This window comes from Marinobacter sp. UBA2498 (genome assembly GCF_002341575.1).
GTDB lineage: Bacteria > Pseudomonadota > Gammaproteobacteria > Pseudomonadales > Oleiphilaceae > Marinobacter > Marinobacter manganoxydans.
Genome location: NZ_DDOI01000124.1, coordinates 24,186 through 46,201 on the forward strand (window position 1 = coordinate 24,186; position 22,016 = coordinate 46,201).

The 22,016-nt window shown below is 58.9% G+C and carries 22 protein-coding genes; 12 read left to right on the top strand and 10 right to left on the bottom strand.

Going from position 1 to position 22,016, the window contains the following annotated elements; translation table 11 throughout:
- Window positions 1-1,267, top strand: a 1,267-nt coding sequence (locus tag B2W52_RS17425; protein WP_286803802.1) for a sensor domain-containing diguanylate cyclase, incomplete at its 5' end; no start/stop codon positions are given.
- 4 nt (window positions 1,268-1,271) lie between these two features.
- Here B2W52_RS17425 and B2W52_RS17430 read toward each other — a convergent pair.
- From B2W52_RS17430 to B2W52_RS17450, 5 genes are all read right to left on the bottom strand, one after another.
- Window positions 1,272-1,712, bottom strand: coding sequence for a universal stress protein (locus tag B2W52_RS17430; RefSeq protein WP_053113801.1), 441 nt, complete (start codon window positions 1,710-1,712; stop codon window positions 1,272-1,274).
- A 38-nt stretch (window positions 1,713-1,750) separates the two neighbouring features.
- Entirely contained in the window at window positions 1,751-3,034 is a 1,284-nt protein-coding gene (locus B2W52_RS17435; RefSeq protein ID WP_053113803.1) for a TRAP transporter large permease, read from the bottom strand.
- 35 nt (window positions 3,035-3,069) lie between these two features.
- The gene (locus B2W52_RS17440) at window positions 3,070-3,663 is read right to left on the bottom strand and encodes a TRAP transporter small permease (RefSeq protein ID WP_008177210.1); all 594 of its coding nucleotides are present in this window, start codon (window positions 3,661-3,663) and stop codon (window positions 3,070-3,072) included.
- Window positions 3,664-3,771: 108 nt separating this feature from the next.
- The gene (locus B2W52_RS17445; RefSeq protein WP_053113805.1) at window positions 3,772-4,800 is read right to left on the bottom strand and encodes a TRAP transporter substrate-binding protein; all 1,029 of its coding nucleotides are present in this window, start codon (window positions 4,798-4,800) and stop codon (window positions 3,772-3,774) included.
- A 141-nt stretch (window positions 4,801-4,941) separates the two neighbouring features.
- Window positions 4,942-5,481, bottom strand: a complete 540-nt coding sequence (locus tag B2W52_RS17450) for a YqiA/YcfP family alpha/beta fold hydrolase (RefSeq protein WP_227497894.1) — start codon at window positions 5,479-5,481, stop codon at window positions 4,942-4,944.
- Window positions 5,482-5,690: 209 nt separating this feature from the next.
- Here B2W52_RS17450 and B2W52_RS17455 point away from each other — a divergent pair, with 209 nt between their 5' ends.
- Window positions 5,691-6,173, top strand: coding sequence for a glutathione peroxidase (locus B2W52_RS17455; protein ID WP_227497901.1), 483 nt, complete (start codon window positions 5,691-5,693; stop codon window positions 6,171-6,173).
- Here B2W52_RS17455 and B2W52_RS17460 read toward each other — a convergent pair.
- Together B2W52_RS17460 and B2W52_RS17465 are read right to left on the bottom strand one after the other, a co-directional pair.
- Window positions 6,170-7,177, bottom strand: coding sequence for an LLM class flavin-dependent oxidoreductase (locus tag B2W52_RS17460; RefSeq protein WP_008177218.1), 1,008 nt, complete (start codon window positions 7,175-7,177; stop codon window positions 6,170-6,172). The genes B2W52_RS17455 and B2W52_RS17460 overlap by 4 nt on opposite strands.
- Before the next feature lie 85 nt (window positions 7,178-7,262).
- Window positions 7,263-7,919, bottom strand: a complete 657-nt coding sequence (locus B2W52_RS17465; protein WP_008177220.1) for a metallophosphatase domain-containing protein — start codon at window positions 7,917-7,919, stop codon at window positions 7,263-7,265.
- A gap of 70 nt (window positions 7,920-7,989) precedes the next feature.
- Here B2W52_RS17465 and B2W52_RS17470 point away from each other — a divergent pair, with 70 nt between their 5' ends.
- The 5 genes from B2W52_RS17470 (at window position 7,990) to B2W52_RS17490 (ending at window position 12,854) form a co-directional block, all read left to right on the top strand.
- Window positions 7,990-8,856: an Nmad3 family putative nucleotide modification protein gene (locus B2W52_RS17470; protein ID WP_039882166.1), complete on the top strand. Its 867-nt coding sequence runs from the start codon at window positions 7,990-7,992 to the stop codon at window positions 8,854-8,856.
- Window positions 8,857-8,925: 69 nt separating this feature from the next.
- Window positions 8,926-10,326 (top strand): ethanolamine ammonia-lyase subunit EutB, encoded by a 1,401-nt coding sequence (locus B2W52_RS17475; RefSeq protein ID WP_273018137.1) that lies wholly within the window; start codon window positions 8,926-8,928, stop codon window positions 10,324-10,326.
- The gene (gene eutC / locus B2W52_RS17480; protein ID WP_273018136.1) at window positions 10,323-11,153 is read left to right on the top strand and encodes an ethanolamine ammonia-lyase subunit EutC; all 831 of its coding nucleotides are present in this window, start codon (window positions 10,323-10,325) and stop codon (window positions 11,151-11,153) included. The genes B2W52_RS17475 and eutC overlap by 4 nt, the downstream gene beginning before the upstream one ends.
- A gap of 37 nt (window positions 11,154-11,190) precedes the next feature.
- Window positions 11,191-11,946: a putative 4-mercaptohistidine N1-methyltransferase gene (locus B2W52_RS17485; RefSeq protein ID WP_062783055.1), complete on the top strand. Its 756-nt coding sequence runs from the start codon at window positions 11,191-11,193 to the stop codon at window positions 11,944-11,946.
- A gap of 167 nt (window positions 11,947-12,113) precedes the next feature.
- Entirely contained in the window at window positions 12,114-12,854 is a 741-nt protein-coding gene (locus tag B2W52_RS17490; RefSeq protein WP_053113811.1) for a ParA family protein, read from the top strand.
- An 18-nt stretch (window positions 12,855-12,872) separates the two neighbouring features.
- Here the strand turns inward: B2W52_RS17490 and B2W52_RS17495 are convergent, their stop codons facing one another.
- On the bottom strand, window positions 12,873-13,649 hold the full coding sequence (locus tag B2W52_RS17495; RefSeq protein WP_053113814.1) for a GntR family transcriptional regulator: 777 nt from the start codon (window positions 13,647-13,649) through the stop codon (window positions 12,873-12,875).
- A 217-nt stretch (window positions 13,650-13,866) separates the two neighbouring features.
- Between B2W52_RS17495 and B2W52_RS17500 the strand changes: the two genes are divergently transcribed.
- The 4 genes from B2W52_RS17500 to B2W52_RS17515 are packed head-to-tail and all read left to right on the top strand — an operon-like array spanning window position 13,867 to window position 19,635.
- Window positions 13,867-14,706, top strand: a complete 840-nt coding sequence (locus tag B2W52_RS17500) for a (Fe-S)-binding protein (RefSeq protein ID WP_053113816.1) — start codon at window positions 13,867-13,869, stop codon at window positions 14,704-14,706.
- Window positions 14,703-16,154: a LutB/LldF family L-lactate oxidation iron-sulfur protein gene (locus B2W52_RS17505; protein WP_014579197.1), complete on the top strand. Its 1,452-nt coding sequence runs from the start codon at window positions 14,703-14,705 to the stop codon at window positions 16,152-16,154. The genes B2W52_RS17500 and B2W52_RS17505 overlap by 4 nt, the downstream gene beginning before the upstream one ends.
- Window positions 16,151-16,822 (top strand): LutC/YkgG family protein, encoded by a 672-nt coding sequence (locus B2W52_RS17510; RefSeq protein ID WP_053113818.1) that lies wholly within the window; start codon window positions 16,151-16,153, stop codon window positions 16,820-16,822. Before B2W52_RS17505 ends, B2W52_RS17510 begins: the two co-directional genes overlap by 4 nt.
- Window positions 16,819-19,635: an FAD-binding and (Fe-S)-binding domain-containing protein gene (locus B2W52_RS17515; protein ID WP_273071110.1), complete on the top strand. Its 2,817-nt coding sequence runs from the start codon at window positions 16,819-16,821 to the stop codon at window positions 19,633-19,635. The genes B2W52_RS17510 and B2W52_RS17515 overlap by 4 nt, the downstream gene beginning before the upstream one ends.
- Window positions 19,636-19,638: 3 nt before the next feature.
- Here the strand turns inward: B2W52_RS17515 and nfsA are convergent, their stop codons facing one another.
- Entirely contained in the window at window positions 19,639-20,376 is a 738-nt protein-coding gene (gene nfsA, locus B2W52_RS17520) for an oxygen-insensitive NADPH nitroreductase (protein WP_273071107.1), read from the bottom strand.
- Window positions 20,377-20,517: 141 nt separating this feature from the next.
- On the opposite strand from nfsA, the gene B2W52_RS17525 reads away from it, so the two are divergent.
- Window positions 20,518-21,708 carry a GGDEF domain-containing protein gene (locus B2W52_RS17525; protein WP_286803803.1) on the top strand — a complete coding sequence of 397 codons (1,191 nt, stop codon included), beginning with the start codon at window positions 20,518-20,520 and terminating at the stop codon, window positions 21,706-21,708.
- On the opposite strand, the gene B2W52_RS17530 is transcribed toward B2W52_RS17525, so the two are convergent.
- Window positions 21,688-22,016: enoyl-CoA hydratase-related protein (locus tag B2W52_RS17530; protein ID WP_286803804.1), on the bottom strand; the 329-nt coding region annotated here is incomplete at its 5' end. The two genes, B2W52_RS17525 and B2W52_RS17530, sit on opposite strands and share 21 nt — an antisense overlap.

Below are 22,016 nucleotides of genomic sequence, written 5' to 3' on the forward strand. Positions count from 1 at the left end.
ACTGGCCTTTGGCATTTTCTGTGGCTTGCTGATTGTAGATATGGCAGTTGCCCACGGGGTACTGCCCTGGGGACGGGTGCCGGTTAGCTGGGGTATGCTCCTGTTCTCACTGGCCGTGGTGGTTATCTCTCTGTGGCACTATGCGGGAACCCAGGAAGCGCTGAAGCGGTTGAACGTGTCTCTGGAGGAAAAGGTGGCTGAACGTACCGCCAAAGCAGAGGCACTGGCCCGGCGTGAGCAGGCACGGGTCCGGATGCTGACCTTCGAAAACGAGAAAAACAGGATTCTGGGCGACGTTCTTACCGAACTCCAGGACTGTCTGGGCCTGAAGCAGGCGTTCGGTCTGCTTGTACGGGCGCTCCCGGATATCTGCAGCCCACTGAAAGGCGCCTTCTATCAAAGGGGGTCAAGCGACCGGTACGATCGCGTCGCTGTCTGGGGATTCAGCCGCCCGGTCCCTCTGCCGGTGTTGCTGGACGCCCGCAAAGGTCTGCCGGAACCCTCCAGGCTGCCGCAACTGAGACAGTGGCATGGCGCCGAAGGGGTGGATAGAGAAGTCGAGAGTGCCACGCTTTGCTTCTGGGTGAATGTGGAGTCAGCTAGCGCGGGTAACGTCACTGAAGGCATTCTGCTGCTGGAGGGGGATGGCGTTTTCGATAACGCAGAGAGCGAGTATGGTTCGGCCCGTCTTTTAGCGGCACTGGATCAGGCCATTCAGAGAATCAGTATTACTCTCTCCAGCATTGCTCTTCGGGAAGAGTTGCAGAAGTTTTCGTACGAGGATGGACTAACCGGGCTTAAAAACCGCCGCTACTTTGATCAGCTTTTCGAGCATGAGAGCGCTGTTGCACAGCGCAACGATCTTCCGCTGTCGCTGTTGATCATCGATATCGATCACTTCAAGAAGTTCAACGATACTTACGGTCATGAAGCTGGAGATAATGCCCTGAAAATAGTTGCGGGTATTCTCCAGAAACAGTTCCGTGAGAGTGATCTTGTTTGCCGCTATGGCGGTGAAGAGTTCGTGGTGGTGATGCCGGGAGCCACATCAGAAGCGGCAATGGATAAGGCAAGCCAGCTCAGTAGCGCAGTGAGGGACGTGGCGATCATTCATCGGGAGAAAGATCTTGGCGCACTGACAGTCTCGGTGGGCGTTGCCAGTTGGCCGGAAAGTGGCGAGAAACCGTTGCAGATTCTGACCCTGGCCGACAGGGCGCTCTATCGCGCCAAGGAAGCCGGCCGTAATAGGATTGAGATTTTTGGTTAGACGGTTAAACCACCAGAACCGGGCATTTGGCGTGAGATGCAACCCGGTGTGAAACACTGCCCAGAAACAGGCCATCTTTGTCACTGTGCGTACCCTTGGTGCCGATGACGATCAGGTCCGCACCTTTTTCTTTGGCAAACTCTACAATGACTTTTGAGGGTTTACCGGCTTTGACGAAGCCGCGGACATTTTTGCCGCCGCGTTCCGCCGCCAGTTGTTTCGCGTGATTGACCACATCCTTGGCATATTCCGAAAGCACTTTATCCGGGATGTCCATTTCAGCCGGTCGTCCGATCGACAGAGATGCCTCAAACAGGCTGTGATGCTTGTACACACACAGCAGGTAGATCTCCGCATCAGTCAGTTCTTGTAGCTCAATAGCCTTGCTCAAGGCCTCGAACGAGGTCATCGAGCCGTCTACCGCCACCAGAATCCGTTTGAACATGTCGTACTCCTTTGTATTCACTCTTCAGGATGATCAGATCACCTGAAGGCCAGGTCGCGCAGGAACAACGCAATTTGCGGGAACGCAATCAGTAACCCGGCAGCGGATATCAGCATGATTACGAATGGCGGCGTGCCGCGAATAACCTCGAGATAAGGGCGCTTGAATATCGCTATGGCGGTGAAAATATCACAGCCGAACGGTGGCGTTGCCGAGCCGATGGCTACCTGAAGGGTAATCAGCACGCCCACCAGAACCGGGTCGATGCCAGAAGCTTCGATAGCCGGTGCAAAGATCGGCGTCAGCACCAGAATCACCACGATCGGGTCAACGAACATGCAGGCAATAAAGAAAGCGATACAGATGGTAATCAGCACGCCAACGGGGCCCATATCGCTAATTCCGACTGCGTCCAGAATGGCCTGGGGAATCTGGGCAAAGGAAATGATCCAGGAGAAGCCGGTGCCCACGGCTACAAGAATAAAGACGACAGCAGTGATCAGGCCGGTGGACTTTGCAATACGATAGATGTCAGCAAGCTTGAGTGAGCGGAACACTACGAATTCCAGCAGGAAGGCGTAGAGCACGCAAACGGCCGCCGCTTCTGTCGGGCTGAAGATACCCCCGTAGATCCCGCCGACGATAATAACTGGGAAAAACAGCGGCCATAGAGCCTCGCGCATGGATATGACCCGCTGGCGCCAGGTGGACTTCTCCTCGGTCGGGAGGTTGTTGACGCGAGCATAAATCAGGCAGTAGATGGAAAACATGACCAGAATCATCAAGCCTGGCCCGATACCGGCAATGAACAGCTCGGCAATGGACGTCTCGGAGATAACCCCGTAGATGATGAAGCCAATACTCGGGGGTATCAAAAAGGCAATGTCACTGGAATTGATGATCAGTGCCAGCGAAAACGAGTCTGAATAGCCCGCTTTGAGCAATTTGGGCCGCAGAGGCGAACCAACGGCTACCACCGTAGCCTGGGTCGATCCGGACACGGCACCAAAAAGCGTGCAGGACGTGGCGGTGCTGATGGCAAGGCCGCCTTTTACGTGGCCGATGAACGCCATGACCATGTTGATCAGCCGGTCAGCGGATTGACCGCGGGTCATGATGTCCGCTGCCAGAATGAACATTGGGACCGCAATCAGCGAGGCGGGCCGGATACCGCCCATCATCTGCTGGACGAAGGTGCCCATCTGGCCGAAGCCATCAAACATCATTACAAAACCGACCACCGCACCTGTGATCAGCGGTACCATCATCGGGAAGCCCAGCAGCAGCAACCCGATCATGATCAACATCATTATAGTTGCCATGATTTCCTATCCTTCCTTAACGTCAGCTGCAGGGTTCATACTTCCGATTCTGTGTCCGCGTAGCCGTCGACAACCCCAGTGGAAAGATAAACATCTTTGCTGGTGAAGTTCTTTATGGCCGTCAGGAGGTACTGAATACCTGTAATGGCAAAACCGATCGGGACCCAGATGTAAATCCACCAGATCTCAAAGCCCAGGGCGGGCAGAATTCGCCCACGACTGTAAAGGGTTTCGATGTATCCGAACGAGTGGTAGCAAAGAAAGAACATCACAAGAGACGTGAACAGGGCGATGATGATCATCAAAACCTTGCGGCCCTTGACTGGCAGTGCGTCGTAGATTGCGGACATCCGGATGTGCCTGCCGTGACGGGCTGCATAACCGATGCCTGCAAAGGTAATGAGTATAATCAGGATCCGGTTGATTTCACCTGAGAAAAAGAGGCCTTCACCGAATACATACCGCGCAATGACGTTCACACAGGTATTGATTGCCATCAGGATGACGCCAGCGGCCAGCATGAACGCCTCGACCTTGGCAATGATTTCATCAATCGTCCCCAGAAAACCGGGCAGGCCGGACTCGTAGGTGCCGGTGTCGTCTTCAAGATCCGGGGAATTCTCGGACATGGGGTCTGCTCCAGAGCATGTCGCTCCCTGCCGGTAGGGAATCCCCGGCGGGGCGGGGTTAGCAAAGCTGCCCGCCGGCCGGAGCCGGCGGGAGTGGTTCCACTAGTCTTAGTTGTTCTGAACTGCTTCCAGGTCTGCTTTGAACTGGTTCAGCAGTTCTTTGCCACTGTCGCCAGTCATTTCGATGAACTTCTCTTCCACCTGGGGCGCACGGGCCTTGAAGGCTTCGATCTGTTCGTCGTTCAGACGGGTGACGGTGACTTCATCGCTGGCTTTCTGGATCTTGGCCAGGGCTTCGTCTGCCAGACCGTCGATGTGCACAATGATTTCTTCAAAGGCAAAGTCTGCAGCGTCCTGAACCAGTTTCTTGTCGGCGTCAGACAGGCCATTATAGAAATCCTGGTTGGCCATCATGGCAGTGGTGAACCAGCCGTGCTTGGTGAAGACCAGGTTCGGGGACACTTCATAAAGACCGCCGGACTCGATCCAGAAGATCGGGTTTTCCTGCCCCTGGATCATGTTGGTCTGCAGCGCACCATAGACTTCACCCCAGGGCAGCGGGGTCGGTGTCGCGCCGAAGGCAGAATAGGTTTCTGACAGAAGCGGGTTGGTCATGACCCGGATCTTCTTGTTGTTGAAGTCCTCGGGCTGGGTGACCGGCTCATCAACCGTTACAACCATTTCCCCTTCCGGATACATCTTGAGAAGCTCCAGACCCTTCTCTGCGTAAAGCTCCGGGAAGTCTTCATTGATGGCTTTACTGGTGCGAAAGAATTCGATCACCGTATCCATGTCGGTCGGCATCAGGTAAGGAATAAAGAAGATCTGCGCTTCCGGAATCAGGGAGCCTGTAAAGCCGGGCGACTGGTTAACAAAGTTCAGGATGCCTGCCTGGGTCTGCTCCATGATGTCGTCAGACTCACCCAGCTCGCCGAAACGGTATACCTGCAGGGTGTGGTCAGAGTTATCCTCAATGTATTCCTTGAACTTGTATGCGAATACGTCCTGAACGTCGCCTTCGTACTCTTCGTGCGCATAGCGCCAGTTAGCGGCGTTTACCGAGTTCGCCATGGTCATCGCAGCGAATGCGAACGCTGAAATTCCGGCCAGTTTCTTGAACTTACTCATGCTGCTCATCGGGTTTTCTCCGTTCGTTTTTTTGCTGAAATTTATTGTTACATTAATAAAGACTGGCAAAACAAAGTGGTTTTCGCAAGAAAATGGCCAAAACAATCGTTTCAGCAGAGATGGTTTTGACCGTTTCGCAAGTTCATGAAATCACGGTCGATTCATATCTGAAAGGCAGGTTTGAAGGAATTCGCGGAACTCACTGACGACCCGATCAAGACTGTTTTCCAGTCGGTGCCCATCCGGCAGGACAAGAATCGGAAGGCCCTGATCACGGGCCAGATCAAGCACCGGCGCTACCGGTACCACGTCGTCATCCCAACCATGAATGATCTGACGGTGGTCCGCCTGGATCAGCGGGCTGGATTGGGGATACCGGGCCATCGCCAGGGCTGGCGCCAGCATGAAGCATCCCAGAACAGGCGTTTCCGAGGATGTCTGTGCGCAGACCCAGCCCCCCATGCTCGAACCGGCAAGGATGGTGTTTTCCGGCTTGGCATTGCATTCAGCCATTGCCTCGCGCATCTGGGCCAGCCGTGTCGCTGGATCCCGGGTGCTGCTGTGATCAATCGCGTGGGCCTGAATGCCCGGAAATGTTTCCGCCTCGGCTTTCATGGCCTGGATCTTGGTGCTGCCGGGTCCGCTCTCCAGGCCGTGGGAAAGGAAGACGTGGATCGGGGTGTCTGTCATGATGAATGTTGCTCCGGTGCTGAACGCTTTAATCACCTGAATGATGAGCAGCAGGGCCTGCTCTGTCCACCTTGCTGGCTGAGCCATCGGTCCGGTTGCGGCGTATCAGAGAAACCTAGTTGAACAGGGAATCCGGATCCATGAAACAGGTAAAACGAGGTCTGATAATCACCGCTTTGATTTTCGGTCTATCAGGAACGCAGGTAGCCATGGCGGACAGTTGTCCGGCGTTTCTCGATCATGAACAACGCAAGCTTCACTCAACAGACACGGTAAACCTCTGTGATCTCGCGGCTGGCAAACCCATGCTGGTGGTCAACACCGCCAGCCGTTGCGGATACACAGGGCAGTTCGAGGGGCTCGAGGCCCTGCACAAACAGTATTCGGAGAAAGGGCTGATTGTGGTCGGCTTCGCCAGCGACGATTTCCGGCAGGAGGCAGATTCCGAAGCCGAGGCGGCCACCGTTTGCTTCAAGAACTTCGGAGTGACCTTCACCATGATCGCACCGGGAGCGGTGACCGGAGCCGAGGCCAACCCGGTGTTCCGGGCCATCAACGAGCAGAGCCAACCCCCGCGCTGGAACTTCACCAAGTATGTGATTGATCGTTCCGGCACGGTCGTCGACTCCTTTCCGAGCCGGGTGCGCCCACAGGATCCGGAGCTGATTGACGCGGTGGAATCCGTGCTTTAGGACAATGCCAGCCCGGCATTTCTGGTTTGGGCCAGGATGTCGAGCGCATGCCGGCGCGTCTCTGGGTCGTAGATATCCACCGTGAACATCAGTTCCTCGACCTCAATGTCCGAGAGAATGTGTCGCAGCTGTCTCCCGATGGTTTCGGCATCGCCAAGCAGTTGCAGACCCAGAAAATCCTTCACACTGGCTTTCTCGCCCGCGTTCCAGAGCCCGTCCATGCTGTTTACAGGCGGTTTCATCCACAGCGGTTGTCCGCGGAAGAGGGCGAGAATGCGCTGATAGCTGGTGGTAGCCAGAAACTCTGCCTCCTGAACGGAATCGGCCGGAACGGCTGGCAGGGCAAGCATGGCATAGGGCTGTTCAAGCGTTTCCGAGGGCTGGAAGTTGTCGCGGTAGACTCTGAGCGCTTCCCTGTAGAGCCGGGGTGCGAAATGTCCGGCGAAGGCATAGGGCAGACCGCGCATGGCGGCCAGCTGGGCGCTGTAAAGGCTTGATCCCAGCAGCCAGAGCGGCACATTGGTGCCCGCGCCGGGAATGGCCCTCACGGGCTGCCCTGGCTGCAGGGGGCCAAGCAGGGACTGAAGCCGGGCGACATCCTCAGGAAACTGTTCAGCACCCAGGCCGTCGCGCCTCAGGGCCCGCGCGGTCACCGGGTCAGTGCCCGGCGCGCGGCCCAGTCCAAGGTCAATCCGCCCCGGGTACAGACTCTCGAGTGTTCCGAATTGCTCGGCAATGACCAGTGGCGGGTGGTTGGGCAGCATGACACCACCGGAACCGACCCGAATAGACTTCGTTTTGCCTGCGATGTGTCCGATCAGGACAGACGTCGCGGAGCTGCTGATGCCTTCCATGTTGTGATGCTCGGCCAGCCAGAAGCGCTTGAAACCGAGTTTCTCGGCCCGTTGGGCATAGGCCACGCTGTTGGCAAGCGTGGTGCCTACCGAGTCGCCTTCGCGGACGGAGGCCAGTTCGAGCAGCGAGTAATCAGGACAGTCAGGCATGGAGCTCCCGCAGTAAAAGTGGAATTCGAGAGATAGAAAACATGGTGTCTGCCGGCGCCTGTTTCAAGATAAGCCGCGAACGGTGCTACAGATCGATCACAATCGGCGGGTTCAGCGGTTTGAAACTGCCGTTACAGGTGCTGGCGTTTACGCACAGGCAATCGCCAATCTGTTCTTCGCCGTGGCCTTCGTGAATATGGCCAAAGATATGGAGTTTCAGGGACAGTCTGGCGATTCGCTCGGCCAGGGCCTCACAGCCAGGGCGCACGATGCCAGAGGGAGACTCGATTCGGTCGAGAATACCCGCGGGAGGCCCGTGGGTGATAAGGACATCGGTGTCTCCGGGGATGCGGGCCCAGCGCTCGGCAATGGCATCGCCCCGTTCCAGATTGAATGCCCAGTTGAAGAACACTGGCGTCCATGGGCTGCCCCAGAACTTCAGGCCGGCAAGCTCCAACGGGCTGTCCTGCAAATAATGAGCGTTACGCACCAGTTCCCGGGCCTCTGCCGGTTCGTCCTGGAAACACCAGTCGTGGTTTCCGGCAATCAGTATCTTGTTGGTATGGGGCAGCTCCGAGAACCACTGGTCCAGATCCTCGAGTTCGTCCAGTGTGCCAACCCCGAGGGAATCCCCGGCGTGAATCAGCAGGTCGCCGTCCGGAACCTGGATCTGGCGGTGCATGCTGTGGGTGTCGGAGATGCAGACAATTCTCATGGTGTTGGCGGTTCCGGTCAGTGACATTCGCGCGTTTTTGTTTTGTCTAAGATAGCATTTACCGCCCGTTCAGCCTTCATGCTTTTCGAGTAATGCCATGCGATTGATACTCAGCCGAAAAGGATTTGATTCTTCTGCCGGTGGATGTCCCAGCCCGGTCCTGCCGGATGGCTCGCTGTGCGTTTTGCCTATTCCTGATACCCGGTCCCGAATCCGCTATGACGATGTGGTTTTCGACAAACGCAGGCTCGGCAAGATTGCCCGGGATCTCACCGGTGGCCGAATCCGGGGTAGTCACGGTGCCCACCTGGATCCGGATCTGATAGCGGGTGCCTACCCCCGTGGAGAAGGCTGGCGACCTCTGCTGGGTCAGACTGGCTCAGCCCAGGGACACCTTCGCAATCAGGGAGTTGAGCCGGGAGATCTGTTTCTGTTCTTCGGCGTTTTTCGCCACGCCGAAATGCATAACCGGCGCTGGCGGTTTGTACCCGGATCCCGTCCGTTCCATGCCCTTTGGGGTTGGCTCCATATTGACCAGGTTCATACTGTTGACGAACTGGGTCCGGATGCCCTGCCATGGGCCCGGTATCATCCGCACCTCCACGGCGAGCCGGATCCAGGCAATACGCTCTACACGTCCTCACTGTCGTTTCCATTGGCAGGCGGCGCAGAGGTTTGGTCCGGCAGTGGCGTGTTTCCGAAGCTTCGCGAGGACCTGGTCCTGACCGCCCCGCAGAGCCGCCTGCCCACGCGGTGGCGCCTGCCCGCCGGGTTTTATCCCGGCGATAAACGGCCTCCCCTGAGCTATCACACCAGGCCGGACAGGTGGTGCCTGGAACCGCCCTGGTGCTATCTGTCTTGTGCTGCCAGGGGGCAGGAATTCGTGCTCGATCTCGACGCTTATCCCGAGTTGACGGACTGGCTTACGGGATTGCTCAGAACAGGGTCGCCCACCGAAAACTAACCGTGCTATTGATCTGCCCGGGTGATATTCACCTAAGATAGTAGGAGTTTGAACCTCAGGGAGAGGGCAATGTATCGGTACAGTCTGGGAAACCGGCGATGGCAGTTTGCAACGCTGGCAGAGTTAATGGCGAAGGCAACGCCCGCGCGCTCAGGTGACCGGCTGGCCGGCGTCATCGCCCATACCGCCGAGGAAAGGGTGGTGGCCCAGATGGCTCTGGCCGAGTTGCCCCTGAAGACCTTTCTGACTGAAGCCCTCGTCCCCTACGAGCAGGATGAGGTTACCCGGTTGATTCTCGACGACCACGATGTCGGGGCCTTTGAGCCGGTTTCCCACCTGACCGTGGGCGACTTCCGGAACTGGTTGCTGAGCGATCTGGCCACGCCCGAGATGCTGGTGCGCATCCGCGCCGGGATAACTCCGGAGATGGCGGCGGCTGTGTGCAAGATCATGCGCAACCAGGACCTGATCCTGGTCGCGCAGAAATGCCGGGTGCAAACCGCTTTCCGAAGCACCGTCGGCCTGCCGGGGCGGATGTCGACGCGGCTCCAGCCCAATCATCCCACGGATGATATAACAGGCATTGCCGCCAGCATCCTGGACGGGTTGCTGTATGGCAGCGGCGATGCGGTGATCGGAATCAATCCTGCCACGGACAACGTGGCCCAGAGTGTCCGGCTGCTGCAGTTGATGGATGAGGTGATCCGCAAGTACGAGATTCCCACCCAGTCCTGCGTACTGACCCATGTAACCAATACCCTGGAAGCCATCGAGAACCGGGCTCCGGTGGATCTGGTGTTCCAGTCCATTGGCGGCACCGAAGCCACGAACAGGAGTTTCGGATTTGATCTGGCCACCCTGGCCGAGGCCCGGGACGCAGCACTGTCTCTCAACCGCGGCACGGTGGGTAACAACGTGATGTATTTCGAAACCGGCCAGGGCAGCTCGCTGTCGGCCGATGCCCATCACGGTGTCGATCAGCAAACCTGCGAGGCCAGGGCGTACGCCGTGGCCCGCAAATTCGAGCCGCTTCTGGTGAATACCGTGGTCGGGTTTATCGGGCCGGAATACCTGTATGACGGCAAGGAGATCACGCGGGCCGGCCTGGAGGACCATTTCTGTGGCAAGTTGCTGGGCCTGCCAATGGGGTGTGATATCTGCTACACCAATCATGCCGAGGCCGATCAGAACGACATGGACAACCTGCTGACTTTATTGGGCGTGGCCGGCTGTAACTTCATCATGGGTATACCCGGCTCCGACGACATCATGCTGAACTATCAGACCACCTCGTTTCACGATGCCCTTTACGTTCGCCGGGTGCTCGACAAACGGCCGGCGCCGGAATTCGAACAGTGGCTCACCCGCATGCAGATTTTCCAGGATGGCGCGGGCAAGGTGCCCGCAGACGGGTTACCAGAAGCCTTCCGGAAAAGCCTGGCCAGTTTGCCCGGAGGGGTCGGATCATGACTGGCCAAAAGCCCTCAGTAATCGCCAACCCCTGGCGCCGGCTCTCAGCCTGGACCGATGCACGGATTGGTCTTGGCCGGGCCGGTATCAGCCTGCCCACGCATGAGATGCTGGCGTTTCAGCTCGCCCATGCCCAGGCAAGGGATGCGGTCCATCTGCCACTGGATACCTCAGCGTTGATGAAGGACCTGGCCGAACTGACCGAGCGGAGAAAAGCGTTATTGCCCCATGAGCCGGTTCATCTGCATAGTCAGGCCAGCGACCGGATAACCTACCTGCAACGCCCGGATCTCGGGCGCAGGCTCAGCCAGAAATCCTGTGAGGCGCTGGACCGCCAGGGCCACACCGGTGATTCACCGGTCGACCTGGCTCTCGTGGTCGCAGACGGCTTGTCCTCCTATGGCGTACAGGAAAACGCCGTGGGGTTTCTCGAGGCGCTGCTGGCGAATCTTGAGGCCGATGATCAGACCTGGGAACTGGCGCCCCTGATCGTTGTCTCTCAGGGACGGGTTGCGATTGGTGATGATGTCGGTCACCGGCTTAACGCCCGATGTGTTGTGGTTCTGATTGGCGAGCGCCCCGGCCTGAGTTCTCCGGACAGCCTCGGGCTTTACCTGACCTGGGCGCCGGAGCCCGGACTGACTGACGCCAGCCGAAACTGCATATCCAATATCCGCCCGGCGGGGTTGTCGTTCGAAGAGGCGAGCCGGCGGCTCGGGTATTTGCTCAGGGAGGCTCGCCGTCAGGAGGTTTCCGGCGTGCCTCTCAAGGATCGCTCGGAAGAGACGGTTATTGATCAGGGTATTGGCAACTTCCTGTTACGCTAGATGAAGCCGTTGAACCATTCAGGGTAGGAGAATTCTCTTGCAGCAAGCCGAGTACTATGAAAACGACACCACACTCGCCCAATACCTGGAATTTCACTTTGGCGAGCGGTGGCACGGAGAGGCCAACTTCCCCAAGGCGCTGGCGGATGCCGCCATGCATGCGATGGATGGCAGGCCCCTGGATCGTGCGCTGGATATTGGTTGTGCCGTGGGCCGCACCAGCCTTGAGTTGGCCCGCCATTTCCGGCACGTGGACGGCATTGATTTTTCCAGGGCGTTCGTCAACAAATGCCAGGAAGTCGCCAGTGACAGAAGGGTGCGTTATGCGCGCCCGGAGGAGGGGGAGCTGGTAACCTTTCAGGACCAGTCTCTTGCGTCCCTCGGGCTGGAGGAGGCCGCTGAGCGCGTGTCTTTTCATCAGGGCGACGCCTGCGATCTGCCATCGCAGTTCACCGGGTATGATCTGGTACTCGCAGGCAACCTGATCGACCGGTTGTACCAGCCATCTCTGTTTCTGGAGACCATTCATGAGCGGATTAACGAACTCGGGCTTCTGGTGATTGCCTCACCCTATACCTGGCTGGAAGAGTACACGCCGAAGGAACACTGGGTTGGCGGGTTCAAGAAGAACGGAGAAGATTTCTCGACATTCGACGGCCTCAAGGAGATGTTGGCGCCCCATTTCCGGCTGTTGTTCGAACCCTGGAGCCTGCCGTTTGTCATCAGGGAAACTAGAAACAAGTTCCAGCACAGCTTCTCCGAGCTGACCGTCTGGGAGAAAGTAAGCCAGTAAGGATGCGGGAATTTTGAGGATGGCCTGAAGGCTGTCATCAAACTGTCACCGGGAAAGCATAGCCTGAAAACTCATCAGGACGACATGCATTGTGTTGTGCATCGTGTGAATGCTTTAACCGGGGACTTCCCCGGTTTTTTTATGCCTGGATTAAGGGATCTGACAGGATGAGGACCATTGCGTTTTACAGTCTGAAGGGCGGTGTTGGCAAAACCGCCGCCGCCGTGAATATCGCCTATCTGGCCAGCCAGGCCGGCTATCCCACACTGCTCTGGGATCTTGACCCCCAGGGCGCCTCCAGCTGGTATCTGGCCGGGGCCGACAAAATCAAAGGGCACAAGTTATCGCAGCTGCTCAAGGGCAAGACGCCCATCGCCGAATTCATTCACGAAAGTGACTATGAAAACCTGGATTTCATCCCGTCTCACACCAGTTTCCGCAACCTGGATGTAAAGCTGGATCAGGAGGATGGCAGCAACCTGATCAAACAGTGGCTGGCGCCGCTGTCTGAAGAAACCAGTCTCGTGGTACTGGATTGCCCGCCGTCGCTTTCCAGGCTTTCCGAGCAGGTGCTGAAGGCGGCAGACGAGGTGTTCGTGCCGGTGATTCCCACCTGGCTGTCTCTCAACAGCTGGAAGCAATTGCTGGAGTTTGCCAAGGATAAGAAGTTGAAGCCGGGTAAGCTGCACCCGTTCTATTCCATGGCCGACCGGCGCAAAGGGCTGCACCGGGAGCTGATCAACGCGCAGGATGAGATTTTACCCAAAGGCCTGAAAACCATCATTCCGAACGCCAGCGTGGTGGAAAAGATGGGTGAGGAGGGCAGGCCGGTGGAACTGCTGGCGCCCGGCTCGGTGGCCGCCGACGCCTACCGCCGGTTGTGGAAGGAGATCAATCGCCTGCTCTGAGGCCCTCACCGCATGGGCTCAGGATCGGGCGAGCTTGTCCCTCCGCAGGGAGCGCTCCAGTCGGCGGTGGCTCTCACTGCGTTCTGAGAGTACTTGCTGAACGTACTGGATGTGCTTGCCGGCCAGTTCCCGGGCTTCCTCGGCCCTGCCTTCAGTGATGGCTTCGTACAGCATCCGGTGCTGTTCCACCAGACCCTGCCGGGTCTCCGCCTCTCTTCGATACATGCCGCCGATGTTGGTAACCACGTTGCTTTTCAGCATGTTGAACAGGTTTCGAATGGTGTGCAGGAGAATCACGTTATGGCTCGCCTCGGCAATCGCCAGGTGGAACCGGGCATCGGCTGCCCCTTCGGCTTCCAGGTCCCGGTTCCTGTCGCTGCAATAGCAGGCTTGCAGTGCCTCGTAAGCGGTTTTCAGGTGAGCCCTGTCGACCTCTGTCGCTCGCAAGGCTGCGTAATAGGCGCAGTCCGCCTCCAGTGTGCGGCGAAATTCCAGCAGATCCCGTTGTGCGTCTGGCCGGTTTTCAAGCAGAGGAATCAGCGGATCGCTGAAACTGCCGCCGAGGGACTCAGTGACATAGTTTCCTCCGCCCTGGCGGCTGATCAGCAGGCCTTTGGCGGTCAGCCGCTGAATGGCCTCCCGCAGGGAAGGGCGGGACACGCCGAACTGCTCCGACAATACCCGTTCCGGGGGCAGCCGCTCGCCCGGTTGCAGGGTGCCTTCCAGAATCATCGTTTCCAGCTGTTCCACGATGGTGTCCGCGAGTCTGCGTGGGGCGATCTGTCCGACGTCCATAAGAACGAATTTCCTGTCCAAGAATTTATTGGTAATACCAATACCACAGGGCGCGATTCAGGCCAAGTCCCGGTGTGTCTGCGATGGTTAGACTGAAGTCTGCTGCGGAAAACTTTGACATCAGCAAGCGGTCTCGAATACCTTGGTTATTATTGTATGTAAATTGGTATTACCAATTTTCAGTTTGTCTGTCTGAGACTGTCTTGAGGCGCAATCAATGAGTCAGCTGTTTTACGATGCCGCTCCCAATGCCACCCGGGTATCGCCCGAGCGGGAAGCCGACCGGCATTACCCGGAGAAGCCGGAAGCGGTCACTCTGTTCGGTACCTGCGTGGTGGATCTGTTCTTTCCTGAGGCCGGGCTGGATGCCATTCGCCTGCTGGAGCGGGAAGGTGTTCGCGTGCATTTCCCCCAGGAGCAGAGCTGTTGCGGGCAGCCCGCCTGGACTTCCGGATATCGGGATGAGGCCAAGGCAGTGGCCCGCGCCCAGCTGGATATCCTCGATCGATCGGGTCTGCCGGTCGTGGTGCCGTCCGGCTCCTGTGCCGGGATGTTCCGGCACCATTACCCGGCGTTGTTTGCCGATGAGCCGGACACGCTCAAGCGGGTAGAAGCGCTCGCCGAGCGCACCTTCGAGCTGACCGAGTTCCTGCTGAAAGTCTGCCGGGTGCAGCTGGCGGACCGGGGCGCGCCCAGCAAGATTGCACTGCACACCTCCTGTTCGGCCCGCCGGGAAATGAACACCCACCTGCACGCCCGCGAGCTCTTGCAGCAGCTTGAAGGTGTCGAACGTATCGATCACGACCATGAAAGCGAATGCTGTGGGTTTGGCGGCACCTTCTCGGTGCGAATGCCGGAAGTTTCAGGGGCCATGGTTAAAGACAAGACCCGTTCGCTGATCGACTCCGGCGCGGTTGAAATGGTGACCGCCGACGGCGGCTGCCTGATGAACATCAACGGGTCGCTGGAGAAACAGAAAGAGAGCTTCCGGGGCCGGCACCTGGCCAGTTTCCTCTGGGAGCGCACCAACGGCGACAACGCAGGGGAGGTGGCATGAGTCAGCGTATTCCGGTTACCGAGCTGACCCCGGACTTCCGGGGCCGCGCCGAAGAGGCCCTTGCGGACGGTCAGCTGCGCAACAATTTCCGTGTGGCCATGGACTCGCTGATGACCAAGCGGGCCAACGCCTTTCCAGATGCCGACGAGCGTGAAGGCCTGAGGGAACTGGGTAACCGGATCAAGGCCGGTGCCCTTTCCCGTCTGCCGGATTTGCTGGAGCAGCTTGAACAGAAGCTGACGGAGAACGGCGTCAAGGTTCACTGGGCGGAGACCGTCGAGGAAGCCAACAGCCTGGTGCATGGCATCATCGAAGCCCGCAAGGGCAGCCAGGTGGTGAAAGGCAAGTCCATGGTCAGCGAAGAAATGGAGATGAACGACTACCTGGCGGAGCGGGGCGTCGAATGCCTGGAATCCGACATGGGGGAATACATTGTTCAGCTCGACAACGAAAAGCCCTCCCACATCATTATGCCAGCGATCCACAAGAACGCGCGGCAGGTGTCCAAGCTGTTCCACGACAAACTGGGCGAGCCGGAGACCGAAGACGTTAACCAACTGATCCAGATTGGTCGCCGGACCCTGCGTCGGAAATTCATGGAAGCGGATGTGGGTGTTTCCGGCGTGAACTTCGCCATCGCCGAAACCGGCACCCTGCTGCTGGTGGAAAACGAAGGCAACGGGCGCATGAGCACGACGGCGCCGCCCGTGCACATTGCGGTAACAGGCATTGAAAAAGTGGTTCCGAACCTGAGGGACGTGGTGCCCCTGGTGTCCCTGCTGACCCGCTCGGCCCTTGGCCAGCCCATTACCACCTACGTGAACCTGATTTCCGGCCCCCGCAAGCCCGACGAGCTGGATGGTCCGGAAGAGGTGCACCTGGTGCTGCTGGATAACGGCCGCACCGGCGCTTTTGCCGATGCCCAGATGCGCCAGACCCTGAACTGCATCCGCTGCGGCGCCTGCATGAATCACTGCCCGGTGTATACCCGGGTGGGCGGCCACACCTACGGTGAGGTCTACCCAGGCCCTATTGGCAAGATCATCACGCCGCACATGGCAGGACTGGACAAGGTGCCGGACCATCCCAGTGCTTCCTCTCTGTGCGGAGCCTGCGGCGAGGTCTGTCCGGTCAAGATTCCCATTCCTGAACTTCTGCAGCGCCTACGTCAGGAGAACGTGAAAAACCCGGAGCAACCGCAGCAGGTGAAAGGTGGCGGCGCCAAATATTCCCGGACGGAACGGTGGATCTGGCGTGGTTGGCAGATGCTGAATACCCGGCCGGCGCTGTATCGCAGTTTTCTCTGGGCCGCGACCCGCTTCCGGGCGCTGGCTCCGAAAAAGGCCGGCCCCTGGACCGAGAATCACAGTGCGCCGGTGCCCGCCCGCCGCTCCTTGCATGATCTGGCGGCCCGGCATCTTGACCAGAACGGAGGTCGGCCATCATGAGCGCCCGCGCGAACATCCTTGGCAAATTGAGAAACAGCCTCGCCGGCACGACGCCCCGCCCCGACGAGTTCGACGAGCGGCTGGTTACGGCCCCCTGGCGGTACGCGCCGGAAGACCGGATCGACCGGTTGCGTAGCCTGATGGAAGCGGTCCACACTGAAGTGCATCCGTGCCGGTCTGACAACTGGCCGGAATTGGTGGCCGAACTTCTGAACAAACGCAACCTCACCAACCTGTTGTGCGCCCCGTCGAGAGAACATGGCCGGGCGCTGCAGGCATACTTCGAGGCCACGGAGCAGAAGGTCGAGTTATTGGCCTACGATCAGCCGGTGGAAGACTGGAAAGAAGAGCTGTTCTGGAATGTGGAGGCCAGCCTGACCGGCACCCTTGGCGGTATTGCCGCCACCGGCACGCTCGTGCTCTGGCCGGACCGCAATGAACCGCGGCTGATGAGCCTGGTGCCGCCGGTACATATTGCCCTGCTCAAGGCCAGCGAGATTCACGACAATCTGTATGACATGATGGTGGCTCAGGACTGGGCGGCCGGGCTGCCAACAAATGTTCTGCTGGTGTCTGGCCCGTCCAAGACCGCGGACATCGAACAGGTGCTGGCCTATGGCGCCCACGGCCCCCGTGAGCTCATTGTGCTGGTTCTGGAGGATGCATGACTTTTACCCCGGAAGTGTTGGCCGATATCCGGCAACGGATTCCCGAAAACCGGGTCTTTAACGATCCGGTGTCCACCCTTGCGTTCGGAACCGACGCCAGTTTCTACCGCCTGATCCCAAAGGTGGTGGTGCGGGTTCAGGATGAAGCAGAGGTTGTCGATCTCCTGGCCATCGCCCGCCGCCACAAGGTCCCGGTGACCTTCCGGGCCGCCGGTACCAGCCTTTCCGGACAGGCGATCAGTGATTCGATCCTGATTGTTCTGGGCGATCAGTGGAACGGCCACGACATCCGGGAAGAAGGCCGCCAGATTCGTCTGCAACCGGGTGTGATTGGCGCTCAGGCGAATGCCTGGTTGGCACCCAAGGGCTTCAAGATCGGACCGGATCCGGCGTCCATCAACGCCTGTAAGATTGGCGGCATTGTTGCGAACAATGCCAGCGGTATGTGCTGTGGTACGGCCCAGAACAGCTACCATACGCTGGCCGGAATGCGGCTGGTGCTGGGCGACGGGGCAGTGCTGGATACCGAGGATCCGGCAAGCGTTTCGGCGTTTCGCGACAGCCACGGTGATCTGTTGGCGGCCCTGAAAAAGCTGGCCATCAATACCCGGGAGAATCCCGACCTGGCGGAGCGTATTCGACATAAATACCGCCTGAAAAACACCACCGGCCTGTCCCTGAACGCCCTGGTGGATTTTACCTGTCCACTCGACATCCTGACGCACCTGATGGTGGGCTCCGAAGGCACGCTGGGTTTCGTCAGCGCGGTAACCTACAACACCGTTCCCGAATACCCTGACAAAGCCACGGCCCTGTTGGTGTTCCGGGATGCGGAGAGCTGCTGCCGGGCAGCGTCGGCGCTGCGCTCACAACCGGTGGCGGCGGTGGAACTGCTGGATCGACGCAGTCTTCGTTCGGTGCAGGACAAGCCGGGCCTGCCGGACTGGATTCATGATCTGTCGGAAAGCGCCTGCGCGCTGCTTGTGGAGACCCGGGCGTCGTCTTCGCAGGTTCTGGATGAGCAGCTGACCCGGATCAGGGCGTGCCTCGCTGAATTCCCGCTGGAGCAGCAGGTGGACTTTACCCGCGACGCCAGAGTGTCTGATCAGCTGTGGGCCATTCGTAAGGGTACCTTCCCTGCCGTGGGGGCAGTCAGACCGAACGGCACCACCGTGATCATCGAGGATGTGACCTTCCCGATTGATCAGCTATCCGAGGGGGTCACCCGCCTCCAGTCGCTGTTCGTCAAGCATGGTTATGACGATGCGATCATCTTTGGCCACGCCCTGGAGGGCAACCTGCACTTTGTGTTCCCCCAGGGCTTCGACGACCCTGCGGAAGTCGCTCGCTACGAAGCTTTCATGCAGGATGTGGCACAACTCGTTGCCGTGGAATTCGGCGGTTCTCTGAAAGCGGAACATGGCACCGGTCGTAACATGGCGCCCTTCGTGGAACTGGAATGGGGGCATGATGCCTGGCAGTTGATGTGGCAGATCAAGCGGCTGCTGGACCCTGAGAACCTGCTTAATCCGGACGTGGTGCTCTCGGAAGATCCGCAGATCCACCTCAAGAATCTGAAGCCTCTTCCGGAGGCGGATCCGCTGGTGGACAAGTGCATCGAATGTGGCTTCTGTGAGCCGGTGTGTCCGTCTGAAGGGCTGACTCTGTCGCCCCGTCAGCGCATCGTGATCTGGCGGGACATCCAGGCTCGCCGCCGTGCCGGTGACGACACGGCTGAACTGGAGAAGGCCTACCAGTATCACGGTCTGGATACCTGTGCCGCGACCGGTCTCTGTGCCCAGCGATGCCCGGTCGGTATCAATACCGGCGATCTGGTACGCAAGCTGCGCAGTGAAAAGGCCAACGGTCAATCCGTGGCCAATCAGTTGGCAAAGCATTTTGCCGGCGCCTTGAAAGCCACCCGTTTTGTGCTGGCCAGCGCATCAATGGCCGAAAGACTGTTGGGTGCGCCACTGCTGACCCGGCTCAGTGGCGGCGTTCGAAAGGTGTCTGGTGGTCGGGTCGCCCAGTGGGATCCGAGTCTGCCCCAGCCGGTGCGGTTTGTTTCACCGAACGCGCCGGAACCGTCCGATGGCCGGCCCCGGGTGGTGTGTCTGGCGGCCTGTGTGTCCCGGACCATGGGCCCGGCGCGGGGCGATAAGGTGCAGGAACCGCTGATCGAAGTGACCCGGCGGCTGCTGGAGAAGGGCGGTTACCAGGTGGTGTATCCGGAGGCCCTGGACAGCCTGTGTTGTGGCCAGCCATTTGCCTCCAAGGGCTATCCGGAGCAGGCGGCGACCAAGAAAGATGAGCTGATTTCGGCGCTGTTGCGGGCCAGCCGGAATGGCGTTGATCCGATCTACTGCGACACCAGCCCCTGCACACTGCAGATCCGCGAAGCCGCCGAAGAAGCCGGCCTGACGCTGTTTGATCCTGTCCGGTTCATTCGGGATCATCTCTACGAGCGTCTGGATTTCGAGCCGGAGCAGACCCCGCTGGCGGTGCACGTCACCTGCAGCACCCAGCACCTGGGGGAGTCGCAGGGACTGATCGATATCGCCAGGCGGTGCAGCACCCAGGTGGTAGTGCCCGAGGGTATCCACTGCTGTGGCTTTGCCGGCGACAAGGGCTTTAACGTGCCCGAGCTGAATGCCCATTCTCTGAAGACACTGGCAGAGCAGACGGCCGGCTGCGAGGAAGGAATATCCACCAGCCGAACCTGCGAAATCGGGCTCAGCCGGCACAGCGGTATCGACTATCACGGCCTCGTGTATCTGGTTGACCGGGTCACAAGGCCGCGAGCAACTGCCTAGCGGTTATTTCATCTCGAAGCCGCATTTGCGCAGGAAGTCGCGCATGTGCGGTCGCAATTTCGAGGTGAACAGCGGCTTGAGCTGCTCGGACCAGGTAGTGTCCTTGTTGCCACCGGTGCGTTCCCGATAGTACTGGTTCATGGTGCGATCGAACCCGGCGACCAGCTCCTCGTCCCGTGCATCGGAATAGTAATCTTCCCTGAGAATCGCCTCCACCGGCAGACGTGGCTTCACCTCCGGGTTCTGGTCCGGGTAGCCCAGGCACATACCGAACACCGGATAGACATGTTCGGGAAGCCGGAGAATTTCGCTAATGTCCGCGGGGTTGTTGCGTATGCCCCCGATATAGCACAGACCCAGCCCCTCTGATTCCGCGGCGATGGCCACGTTCTGGGCCATCAGGCTGGTGTCGATGGTGGCAACCAGAAGCTGCTCAGTCATCCCCCGCACCACGTCTGCCCCGGCCCGTCCGGCGGCATCGGTAGAGCGCCGCATGTCGGCACAGAACACCAGAAAGTCCGAGCAGTCGGCGATGTAGTCCTGTCCGCCCGCGAGTTCGGCGATTTTCCGGCGGTTATCCGGATCAATCACGTGAATGATTGAATACGCCTGCACATGGTTCGAGGTGGCGGCGCACTGGCCGGCGCGGATCAGCTCCCGGAGCAGATCCTCGGGAATTTTCTTGCCGGTAAATTTGCGTATCGAACGATGGGATTTCAGAAGGTCTATGGTCGGATTCATGGGGTCTCGCAGTGAGTGCATGGATGTCGAGTCAATCTGTGACAATTATCATACCAAACGCTACACGACACGTGCGCAGGCCTGGGCGGGAAGCTGATACCCTGACGTATCCCGTTGTATAGCCTGGAACGCTGTGTCTTTATGGATCTGAACATGCACCTGCCAACGCTGCTGGTCACTTCGATCATGATTAACCTCCTGATCGGCGGCATGCTCTGGGCAATCTACCATCTTCGCCACCGTGAACGTTGTTTCCTGCTCTGGGCACTGGCCTGTCTCACTTTTGTGGAGGGCACGGCGTTAGCGGTAGTTAATGAGATAACCGAAGCGCCCGCGCTCATGCAGTTTACGGTTCATCTGGCGCTTGGCGGGTCTCCCTTGTTGCTCCTCGCAGGGATACATGCCCTGATGCAGTTGCCCATGGCAGGCACCCGAGGTTCCTCCCGTTTTTTGTACGGAGCGTCTCTACTCTATCTGTTCGGTTTGGTTGTGAGCACAGGATGGGATCCGGTGGCTGCCAGATTCCTCACGGCACTGTTCTCGGCACTGGCCTTTAGCCTGGCGATCTATCGTCTGGCTTCCATTGAACGCAAACCGCGGCTGCCGCTGCGGATCCTGCAAACGCTGTTCGGCATCCACGGTACCCTCATGATGGCCCAGGTACTGGTGATTGCGGTCTCCGTGACAGGAAGTGCCCCGCTGGATCTGCACGGGCTGCTGAAACTGATTCTGGTGAACCACCTGTTGCTGGTGAGCGCGACGGCCATGGCGCTTCCGTTGCTGGCATTTACCCGTGCCGAACAGGCCCTGGTCGCGCTGGCAGAGCGGGACGGCCTTACTCAATTGTTCAATCGACGGGCCTTTTACCGGGAGGGTAATCTGGCGTTTGAAAAGGCGCGGGAAGACGGCTCACTGATCACCGTTCTCATGATCGACCTCGATCACTTCAAGCAGATCAACGACCGCTGGGGGCACGCCACCGGTGACGAGGTGTTGAGGGTTGTGGCAAGCCTGATGAAAGCCGAGCTTCGGGATGACGACATCATTGGCCGTGTTGGCGGGGAAGAATTTGCGGCCGTGCTTCGCAATAACAACCGCGAGGCGATTGAAGCGGTAACCGGGCGTCTGTTGCAACGAATTGTCGAGGCTGGCCGGGAGGTCAATGATGTTCCGGTCCACCTGTCTGCCAGTATCGGAGGCGCCACTCTTACACGGGGGCATGCCGCCTTTCAGGACGTCATGGCCTCAGCAGACAGGGCGCTCTACCAGGCCAAGGACAATGGCCGCAATCGGGCCGAATTCGTAACGGCGTCAGCAGCCGCGAAATCCTGACGCCCTTTTGGCCAGAAACGCCGACACGCCCTCGGCAAAATCCTCGGTTCGGGTCATTTCAAGGAAGGCCGCGCGCTCTGCCTCCAGATGGGCGGCCAACCGGTCACCGTTGGCACGATCGATCAGTTGGCGAAAGGCACCGAAGGCCCGAGTCGGTCCCTTGGCGACTTTTTCGATCATCCGGTTCACCCGGCTCTCGAATTCGCTGGCCGGGACGACCTCGTTGACCATTCCCCAGTCTTTTGCTTCGCCGGCATTCAAGGTGCGTCCCAGCAACATCAGCTCCGCCGCCCGACCAGCGCCCAACT

Coding starts and splice junctions, on each gene's coding strand:
- B2W52_RS17430 (WP_053113801.1), bottom strand. CDS start 1,712: ATGTTCAAACGGATTCTGGTGGCGGTAGACGGCTCGATGACCTCGTTC.
- B2W52_RS17435 (WP_053113803.1), bottom strand. CDS start 3,034: ATGGCAACTATAATGATGTTGATCATGATCGGGTTGCTGCTGCTGGGC.
- B2W52_RS17440 (WP_008177210.1), bottom strand. CDS start 3,663: ATGTCCGAGAATTCCCCGGATCTTGAAGACGACACCGGCACCTACGAG.
- B2W52_RS17445 (WP_053113805.1), bottom strand. CDS start 4,800: ATGAGCAGCATGAGTAAGTTCAAGAAACTGGCCGGAATTTCAGCGTTC.
- B2W52_RS17450 (WP_227497894.1), bottom strand. CDS start 5,481: ATGACAGACACCCCGATCCACGTCTTCCTTTCCCACGGCCTGGAGAGC.
- B2W52_RS17455 (WP_227497901.1), top strand. CDS start 5,691: ATGGCGGACAGTTGTCCGGCGTTTCTCGATCATGAACAACGCAAGCTT.
- B2W52_RS17460 (WP_008177218.1), bottom strand. CDS start 7,177: ATGCCTGACTGTCCTGATTACTCGCTGCTCGAACTGGCCTCCGTCCGC.
- B2W52_RS17465 (WP_008177220.1), bottom strand. CDS start 7,919: ATGTCACTGACCGGAACCGCCAACACCATGAGAATTGTCTGCATCTCC.
- B2W52_RS17470 (WP_039882166.1), top strand. CDS start 7,990: ATGCGATTGATACTCAGCCGAAAAGGATTTGATTCTTCTGCCGGTGGA.
- B2W52_RS17475 (WP_273018137.1), top strand. CDS start 8,926: ATGTATCGGTACAGTCTGGGAAACCGGCGATGGCAGTTTGCAACGCTG.
- eutC (WP_273018136.1), top strand. CDS start 10,323: ATGACTGGCCAAAAGCCCTCAGTAATCGCCAACCCCTGGCGCCGGCTC.
- B2W52_RS17490 (WP_053113811.1), top strand. CDS start 12,114: ATGAGGACCATTGCGTTTTACAGTCTGAAGGGCGGTGTTGGCAAAACC.
- B2W52_RS17495 (WP_053113814.1), bottom strand. CDS start 13,649: ATGGACGTCGGACAGATCGCCCCACGCAGACTCGCGGACACCATCGTG.
- B2W52_RS17500 (WP_053113816.1), top strand. CDS start 13,867: ATGAGTCAGCTGTTTTACGATGCCGCTCCCAATGCCACCCGGGTATCG.
- B2W52_RS17505 (WP_014579197.1), top strand. CDS start 14,703: ATGAGTCAGCGTATTCCGGTTACCGAGCTGACCCCGGACTTCCGGGGC.
- B2W52_RS17510 (WP_053113818.1), top strand. CDS start 16,151: ATGAGCGCCCGCGCGAACATCCTTGGCAAATTGAGAAACAGCCTCGCC.
- B2W52_RS17515 (WP_273071110.1), top strand. CDS start 16,819: ATGACTTTTACCCCGGAAGTGTTGGCCGATATCCGGCAACGGATTCCC.
- nfsA (WP_273071107.1), bottom strand. CDS start 20,376: ATGAATCCGACCATAGACCTTCTGAAATCCCATCGTTCGATACGCAAA.
- B2W52_RS17525 (WP_286803803.1), top strand. CDS start 20,518: ATGGATCTGAACATGCACCTGCCAACGCTGCTGGTCACTTCGATCATG.